The sequence below is a fragment of the Streptomyces sp. NPDC050704 genome (assembly GCF_040654355.1).
GTDB lineage: Bacteria > Actinomycetota > Actinomycetes > Streptomycetales > Streptomycetaceae > Streptomyces.
The window spans coordinates 1-7,907 of the sequence record NZ_JBFAHW010000220.1; the positions used below are offsets into that span (position 1 = coordinate 1).

General features: G+C 69.5%; 7 protein-coding genes. 4 read left to right on the forward strand and 3 right to left on the reverse strand.

Annotated elements, in window-relative coordinates; all coding sequences use genetic code 11:
- A partial coding sequence (locus AB0I18_RS50950; protein ID WP_363112700.1) for an FCD domain-containing protein occupies positions 1 to 432 on the forward strand: 432 nt, incomplete at its 5' end.
- A gap of 104 nt (positions 433 to 536) precedes the next feature.
- Here the strand turns inward: AB0I18_RS50950 and AB0I18_RS50955 are convergent.
- The 3 genes from AB0I18_RS50955 to AB0I18_RS50965 all read right to left on the reverse strand — a co-directional run bounded on the left by AB0I18_RS50955 (position 537) and on the right by AB0I18_RS50965 (position 4,162).
- Entirely contained in the window at positions 537 to 665 is a 129-nt protein-coding gene (locus AB0I18_RS50955; protein WP_363112701.1) for a hypothetical protein, read from the reverse strand.
- 455 nt (positions 666 to 1,120) lie between these two features.
- Positions 1,121 to 2,392: a PHB depolymerase family esterase gene (locus tag AB0I18_RS50960; RefSeq protein WP_363112702.1), complete on the reverse strand. Its 1,272-nt coding sequence runs from the start codon at positions 2,390 to 2,392 to the stop codon at positions 1,121 to 1,123.
- Between the two features lie 297 nt (positions 2,393 to 2,689).
- Complete coding sequence (locus tag AB0I18_RS50965) at positions 2,690 to 4,162, reverse strand: citrate:proton symporter (RefSeq protein ID WP_363112703.1); 1,473 nt, start codon at positions 4,160 to 4,162, stop codon at positions 2,690 to 2,692.
- Positions 4,163 to 4,359: 197 nt separating this feature from the next.
- Here AB0I18_RS50965 and AB0I18_RS50970 point away from each other — a divergent pair, with 197 nt between their 5' ends.
- From AB0I18_RS50970 to AB0I18_RS50980, 3 genes are all read left to right on the forward strand, one after another.
- The gene (locus AB0I18_RS50970; RefSeq protein ID WP_363112704.1) at positions 4,360 to 5,286 is read left to right on the forward strand and encodes a LysR family transcriptional regulator; all 927 of its coding nucleotides are present in this window, start codon (positions 4,360 to 4,362) and stop codon (positions 5,284 to 5,286) included.
- Positions 5,287 to 5,464: 178 nt separating this feature from the next.
- Positions 5,465 to 6,682, forward strand: coding sequence for a CoA transferase (locus AB0I18_RS50975; protein ID WP_363112705.1), 1,218 nt, complete (start codon positions 5,465 to 5,467; stop codon positions 6,680 to 6,682).
- Positions 6,672 to 7,709, forward strand: a complete 1,038-nt coding sequence (locus tag AB0I18_RS50980; protein WP_363112706.1) for a CoA ester lyase — start codon at positions 6,672 to 6,674, stop codon at positions 7,707 to 7,709. The genes AB0I18_RS50975 and AB0I18_RS50980 overlap by 11 nt, the downstream gene beginning before the upstream one ends.
- Positions 7,710 to 7,907: the final 198 nt, after the last annotated feature.

The window sequence follows — 7,907 nt, forward strand, 5'->3', positions numbered from 1 at the left end:
GCCACGTCGCGTACGCGCTCGTCCAGGAAGGTGTGGCCCTCGACGAGGTGTTCGCCCGCCGTGTGCACTGTCACCCGCCAATGGGGGGAAGAGGCACTCACGGCCCACCGCGCCTTCCACCAAGCGCTGTACCGGGCCTCGCACAACGACGTCCTCATCCGTCTCCTGGACGACCTGTGGGACAAATCCGATCGCTACCGGCGCCTCGGCCTCGAACTCCCGCCCGGTGACGAGCCCCGCACCCGGGACCTTCAGGAACACCACCAACTGGTCTCCCTGATCGTGGACGGCCGCGCCGCCGAAGCCGCCCAGCTGATGCGGGGCCACATCACCCACAGCCTCACCGCCACCGCCATCAGCGCCCTCGAAGACCGCGAGGGCATGCGGGCAGGCCAGTCCGTGGGCCGACCGGTTCCTCCTGTGTTGCCGTAGGCGGCGTAGATGCTGCGCCGGTTGATGCCCATGGCCTCCGTCAGGCGAGATCGGCAGGTGCGTTCAGGCCCACATGGACGAACATCCGTCCCACCACGCCTGAGCTACCGGGCGGCTTCGCGCTGGTTCACCGCCCGGGTCAGCTCCCGGTTGGCCGCGCGGGCCGCCTCCGGCTCCGCTTCCCTCTCCTCCAGCCTCGTGGTCAGCCCGGCGGTCGGCTGCACCAGACCCACGACCCGGCGCTGGAGCTCTTACACGCAGCAGAAGTCTGGCCAGTGGCGGCCTCCACGACGAACGAGCGGACGGCAGCGGACAGGGGCTGCGGGAACAATCAAGGATCGTCCTCAGCTCCTCCTGGTGTCTTAGCGTTTCTCAGACATTGAGCAGCCCATTGGTCGACTCCACGGAGGCGGTCGTCGTGTCCGGGATGCTGCTGCCCGGAGGGGTGCCGCCACCGGAGCCGTACACCTGGAACTCCCACAGCGAGTAGCCGTAGGCGGTGCCGTTGCCGGAGGCCTGGATCTGGAACGCGCGGGCATACGCGGGACGCGTGCTCGGTGGACGAGGAGGTCGCGGGTCTGCCCTGGGACAGCAGATCGGCGGCGGCCGCCGGCTGTCAGCAGAGTCAGCGCCACCTCCGGATAACGGTGAGAGCGCGGTAACCGGACAGGGGTGCCGCGTGCGGCTGTTACCGGGACTGTTCGAAGAGCCAGTCGATGACCACGTCGTTCTCGTACGTCTGGGCCCATGCGAGGTGTGGGTTCACCGGTGTCGTTCCGGGCGGGTAGCTGGTGAACAGTACGTGACTGCGCGTCGCCCGGGCCTGCCGCAGGAGTGCCCGGGACCGGGCCTCGAACTGTGCCTTCGGCAGATCGTTGGCCCACTCCCCACGGGTGACCCGGGCACCGGCGGTCTCCAGGGCGTTCATCAGTGTCCAGGTGCCGGGCTTGCCGAACCGGCCCTCCCGGTAGGGGACGACCGGGTCGTCGACGGAGTGGTCGGCCCAGATCGGGATGTGCGTGATCCTGTCCATGGTGGCCGCGTCGCCCCAGCCGGCCGTGGGCAGGGCAGCCGCGAACACCTCGGGACGCTTCGCCAGCAGGCTGTAGATACCGCGCCCACCCGAGGACAGGCCGACGAGATAGAGCCGGGCTGTGTCCACGTTTCGGGAGAGCTCGTTCACGAAGGTGTCGATGAGTTCGATCAGCGCGGCCTGGACCTTGGCATCGGTCCAGTCCGTGCCGTCGGGTCCGTCCATGGGACGGGGCAGAGGGATCTGCGGAGAGAGGACGAACGCGGGGTCGCGGCGCTGTCGTTCCGGTTTGGCGAACGTGACCGCGATCCGGTTGGAGGTCAGCTGGGTCATGTTGTTGTCGGCGACTTCGCCACCGCCGTGCAGGGTGACGACGAGTGGGTACCGCTTGTGCGTCTGCGGGTTCCGTACGAATCCCTCGGGCTGGTACAGCCGGAAGTCCAGTTCAAAACCTGCGGAGTCGGTGAAGGAACCGGCGGCGAAGTCATCGGCCACGGGAGTGATGACGTCGTCGTTCCGGCTCGCGAACGGACCGGCCCTGAGCACTGGTTCACCTTCCGGAGCGTGCACGTCCGCCACTTGTCTGACGGAGTAGGCGCGGTCGAGCGGAAGGGGGTCGGTGCCCGCGGCCCGTGCGTTGGGGTCGTTCGGGTCGAGTTCGATGATCAGGCGGTCCCCCGGCCGGCCTGGGTGAGATCGGTCGTCCACCTCGGCTGTGCTGCTGGAGTAGACCCGGGTGACCGTACGAGCCGCCGTTTGTCCGCCCACAGTGGCCTTCACCTGGAAAGCCGAGGGCGGGATCACCCCGCCGCGCAGGTCGATGCGGTGCGAGTACTGGAGGGCGACGGCTGTCACCAGCCAGTTGTTCCTCGGCGTCACCTGCGTGACGAGGTCCGTTCGCAGGACCGGATTGCGCCCGGAGGTCACTTGTCGTTCTTGGGATGTGGCTGTCGTGGCGCCGGCGGCCGAGGCGGTTGCCGTGCTCACGGCCGGCGCCGCGACCGCACCTGCTGTGACTGCGAGCGCCGTACGTCTGGTGATCCGTCTCATCAGTCCTCGTCTCGGTCGGTGGGGCACCCGGACCGGGTGCCTGGTGTGTGGAGGTGCTCGTCCTGCTCCGAACTCCCGGAAGCTGGCGGTGCGTTGGAGGTCTGAGCGGCATGTGCGGTGGCTGCCGGGGCAGTCCGCGGCCGGCGGGGACTCCGCTCGGGCCCGGGTCACCTGTCACAGGGGGAACGCACCGGTCAGTAGGGCGCCGGCGGTCATGACCAGGGTGGTGGCGAAGGCCCAGCGGAAGATGAAGCGCTGGTGTTCGCCGAGCGACACACCGCTCATGCCGACCAGGATGAACGTGGACGCGGTGAGCGGGCTGAGCGGGAACCCCGTGGTCATCTGGCCGAGAATGGCAGCCCTGGCGACCTCGGCCGGGTCCGTGCCGAAGCCCTGCGCGGTCTCGGCGAGTACGGGCAGTACGCCGAAGTAGTAGGCGTCCGGGGTGAAGACCAGGCTCAGCGGCATGCCGGTGACGGCCACCACGACGGGCAGGTGGGACCCGAAGGAGTCGGGGACGACGGAGACGAGCGCCTCGGCCATCTCGTCGATCATCTTGGTGCCGGTGAGGATCCCGGTGAGGACACCGGCCGCGAAGATCATCGTGGTGACCAGGACCACGCTCTTGGCGTGCTTGTCGAGCAGCGCCTGTTGCTGTTCCCAGGTGGGGTGGTTGACCAGCACCGCGATCGCGAACCCGAGGACGAACAGCACCGGAAGCGGCATCACTTCCTGGATCAGGCAGACCAGGAGGGCGATGGTGAGCAGGAGGTTGAAAATGTTCAGCCAGGTCCGCCAGGTTCGCGGCAGCGGCGGGACCCGGACGGTGCCGGGCCCGTCCCCGGGAGCTCGGAGGGCCTGACGCTCCCCGTCAGCCGTCGCGGGAGTGGCGTGCCGACTCGACTCGGGTTCCGTGGTCGCCGTGAGCGTCGTCGAAGCCGCGGACTCACGATCGTCCCGCTCGCCCTCGCCCTCGCCCTCGCCCTCGCCCTCGCCCTCGCGCACGTCCGCGGCCGGACCCTGCGGGGACAGCGCGGCCAGACGGTTGCGTTCCCGGCGGCCGAGCAGGTACGCGGCCACCAGCACCCAGACGACGCCGAAGCCCATCGCCGGCAGCACGGGGTTGAAGACCTCGGAACTGTCCAGCTTGAGTGCCGCCATGGCGCGTACGGTCGGGCCGCCCCAGGGGACCATGTTCATCACGCCCGCGCCCAGGCAGACGACTCCGGAGAGCACCAGGGGGTTCATGCCGAGCCGCTTGTAGACCGGCAGCAGTGCGGAGACGGTGATGAGGAAGGTGGAGGCGCCGTCGCCGTCCAGGGCCACGCACAGGGTGAGGACGGCTGTGGCGACGGTGATTCGCAACGGGTCACCACGCGCCGCGCGCAACAGGCCGCGGATCAGGGGGTCGAAAAGCCCGGCGTCCACCATCAGGCTGAAGTACAGGACCGCGAAGGCGATCATGATGCCGGTGGGGGCCACCTTGGACAGCCCACCGAGAATCAGCTCGCCCAGATCGCCGGCGAAACCGCCGATGAGCGCCGCCAGTACCGGAAGCAGGATCAGAGCGACCAGTACCGAGGCTCGTTTGGTCATGGTGAGCAGCAGGAGGACGGCGATCGTGGCGAAGCCCAGGGCTGCCAGCATGACGGCGCTCGCTTTCTCGAGGACGGCCCTCGGCGGCCGGCGGTGGGCGGGACTGGGCGGGACTGGGCTGGGGGAGGCAGGCCGAGGTGTTACGCGAGAGTTTCGGAGCACCGGCGGATCGGTGTCCAGCATCAAACCGAGATCTGTTCATGCGTTAAGCGCATGAATTCAGGCAGGGCGCCTTATGCTCGTCGGCCATGGAGGCCACCACCCTGCGTCAACTGTCCGCATACGCGGCCGTCGCCCGGGCCGCGAGCTTCACCGCGGCCGCCGCGGAGATGCACGTGTCCCAGTCATCGCTCAGCCGCGCGGTCGCGGATCTGGAGCGACAACTGGGCGTCCAGCTGCTGGAACGGGACACCCGCAACGTGCAGTTGACCGCGGCGGGCGTCGAGGCCCTGCGTGTCGCCGAGCAGATCGTCACCGCTCACCGGGCGGGCATGAAGGAGCTCAGGCGATACCTGCTCGGCGAGTCGGGAACGGTCGCCGTGGCCACCCTTCCCTCCGTCGCGGCGGTGCTCCTGCCGCAGGTGATCTCCGACTTCCGCGAGCGGCGGCCACAGGTGGCGGTACGACTCCTCGACGGCCTGGAGCGGTCGGTACTGGACCGGGTCCTGTCCGGCGACGCCGACTTCGCGATCACCACCGTCGGTAACCCGCCGGAACAGTTGGAGCACCGCCCCCTGGTCAGGGACCGCTTCGTCGCGGTGCTGCCGGTGGGCCACCCGCTCACCGACCACCACGAGATCACCTGGGACGACCTGGCTCGTCAGCCGTTCCTGGCCGTCGGGCGCGACTCGAGCGTGCGCCGGCTCACCGACGCGGCGTTCGCCCAGATCGACGCGCACGCGCCACCGGCGGCCGAGGCGGGCAGTATCGCGACCGTGGGCGGACTGGTGACCGCCGGCCTCGGGGTGTCGGCGATGCCCGCCCTGGTGCTCCCGCTGATGGGTGCAGGACCCGTCGTCTGCCGTCCTCTGGTGGACCCCGTGGTGGACCGGCGCCTGGACATCGCGCTGCGCGCTCGGCGAACGCTCCCGACCGTGACGGAGCGGTTCCTTCAGACGCTCGAAGAGTTCCGCCTCCAGGGGCGTCCGCTTCCGCCCGGGGTTTCGTGGGCTTGAGGCAGCGCGCCAGCCCTCCCCCACTCATGCGTTTTTCGCATTGATTGATGGCCTTCTGTTGCTCGACAAGCATTTCTCGGCTCCGGCAGTCTGAACACAACGGCGACGGGCCGCGCCGTACCACCGCGGACGACGCTGTCGGGATCCACGCGGAACGGCAGGGCAAGGGAGCTCAGCAGTGTCGGACAACGAGCGGAACACCACCGGAAGCGGGCAGTTGCGCGGGCTGAAAGTGGTCGAGTTCGCCCATGTGGTGGCCGGTCCGCTGGCGGGCTCGATGCTCGCCGACCAAGGCGCCGACGTCGTACACGTGGAACCCCCCGGCGCCGGAGACGCGGCCCGCGCCATGGGTCCCCAACGTGACGGCGTTCCCCTGTGGTTCAAGGTCGCCGGCCGCAACAAACGCTCGGTCACCCTCGATCTGCACCACGAGGCCGGCCGACTCGTCGCCCACCGGCTCGTCGCCTGGGCGGACGTCGTCATCGTCACCCTGCGCGCGGGACGCCTGCGCAGCTGGGGACTCGACTGGGACTCCGTACACCGGATCAACCCCCGGGCCGTGCTGCTGCAGATCTCCGGCTTCGGCGCCACCTCCTCACAGGCGGACGCCCCCGGCTTCGGGAAGGTGGGTGAGGCGCGCAGCGGAGTCGTCCACCTGACCGGTTTTCCCGACGGCCCGCCCGTGCACACCGGCTTCTCGCACGGCGACGCCGTGACCGGCCTGATGGGCGCCTACGCCGTCCTCGCCGCCCTCCACCGCCGCGACCACGACCCCGGGTTCGACGGCGAGTGGATCGACCTCGCTCTCTTCGAGTCACTGTTCCGACTGGTCGAGTGGCAGGTCATCGTCCACGACCAGTTGGGACGAGTACCCGAACGCTCCGGCAACCAGTTGGCGGTCGCCCCGGGGGCCGTGATCAACACCTACCGCTCCCACGACGGCGAGTGGATAACGGTGACCTCCGCGACGCTGCGCTCGGTCCGCAACATCGCCCGCCTGCTGGGACTCCCCGAGAAGGAGTTCACCACGGCTCAGCAACAGTACGACCGACGCGAACAGTTGGACGAGAACCTGCGGAACTGGGTGGCGGAGCGCGACACCGGCGAGTGCCTGGAGGAGTTCGCCCGTGCCGAAGTCGTGGCCTCACGGGTGTTCGACGCCGCGGACATCGCCGCCGACCCCCTGTACGCCGAACGCGAAGACATCGTCACCGTCGACGACCCCGATCTCGGTCCGGTACGCATGCAGGCGGTGATCCCGCATTTCCGGCAGCGCCCCGGGCGGGTCTGGCGGACGGGCCCCGCCCTCGGGCAGGACAACCACCTGGTCTACGGGCAGTGGCTCGGACTCAGCGCGGACGAGCTGGCCGGCCTGGAGAAGAGCGATGTCATCTAGGGAGTCCTCGAAGATCCCTGTCGAGGTGGACGCGAGAGTGGTCGGCCGGCCCCCGCTACGCTCCCTGCTCTTCGTCCCCGGCACCAGAACCGACTGGCTGCCCAAGGCTCGGGCGGCCGGCGCCGACGCGGCCATCCTCGACCTGGAGGACGCGGTACCCACCGCGGACAAGCTCGCCGCCCGCGCGCAGGTGGCCGACGCCGTCGCACAGGCCGCCGCCACATCGGCCGAGCAGGCGGGACGGATGGCCCTGTTCGTCCGTGTCAACCCGCTGAACGACTGGGCCGGGGCCGAGGAACTACGCGCGGTCGTACGGCCCGGACTCGCCGGTGTCGTCCTTCCCAAGGTCCGCTCCGCCCAGGACGTGAAACTTGCCGACCGGCTGCTGGCCTGGTGCGAACAGGAGCAGAGCCTGCCACCGGGACACATCGCGCTGGTTCCCCTGCTGGAGACGGCGCGTGGCCTGCGCGAGGCCTACGACATCGCCCAAGCCGCCTCACGTATCGCCTACTTGGGCGCTCTCACCGCCCCCGGCGGCGACGTGGAACGCGCCGTCGGCTACCGCTGGAGCCCAGCGGGAACCGAAACGGTGGCACTGCGCTCCCGCGTGCTGCTGGACGCCAGGGCAGCCGAAGTGCCCTGCCCGGTCAGCGGACTGTGGACGCGCATCACCGACCTGCCGGGGCTACGCGCCTTCGCCGAACAGAACCGCTCCCTCGGCTACGAGGGCATGATGGCGATCCACCCCTCCCATGTCCCCGTGATCAACGAGGTGTTCTCTCCCGGCCCCGCCGAACTCGCCCGCTACGCAGAGCTGATCGCGGCGATCGAGGCGGCACAGAACGAAGGGACGGGCGCCGTGACATTCCAGGGCGAGATGGTCGACGAGGCCATGGCGCGTACGGCCCGCCTTGTGCTCGAACGACACGGGGCGCAGGATCGCGTGGCGTGTACGAGCTCCGCGTCGAGGCCACAGGCCCGCGCCGTTCAGCGTCCCCTGACGGACACGTACCCTCGCTCGGTCTGACCGCCGGCCGGCGGGTGTCGCCTGGACGGCGGGCGGATCTGTGTACTTCCCGTGAAGATCGGCAACCTTCAGCCTGTCGACGGCAACTGAGAGGAGACACCAGCGGTCGGGTGGCCCGGGGGAATTTCACCCCCGGGCTCCCACAGATCCCGGCGTGACAGTCTCCCGTCACCGGGCTCCTATTGTCCTGGTCACCAG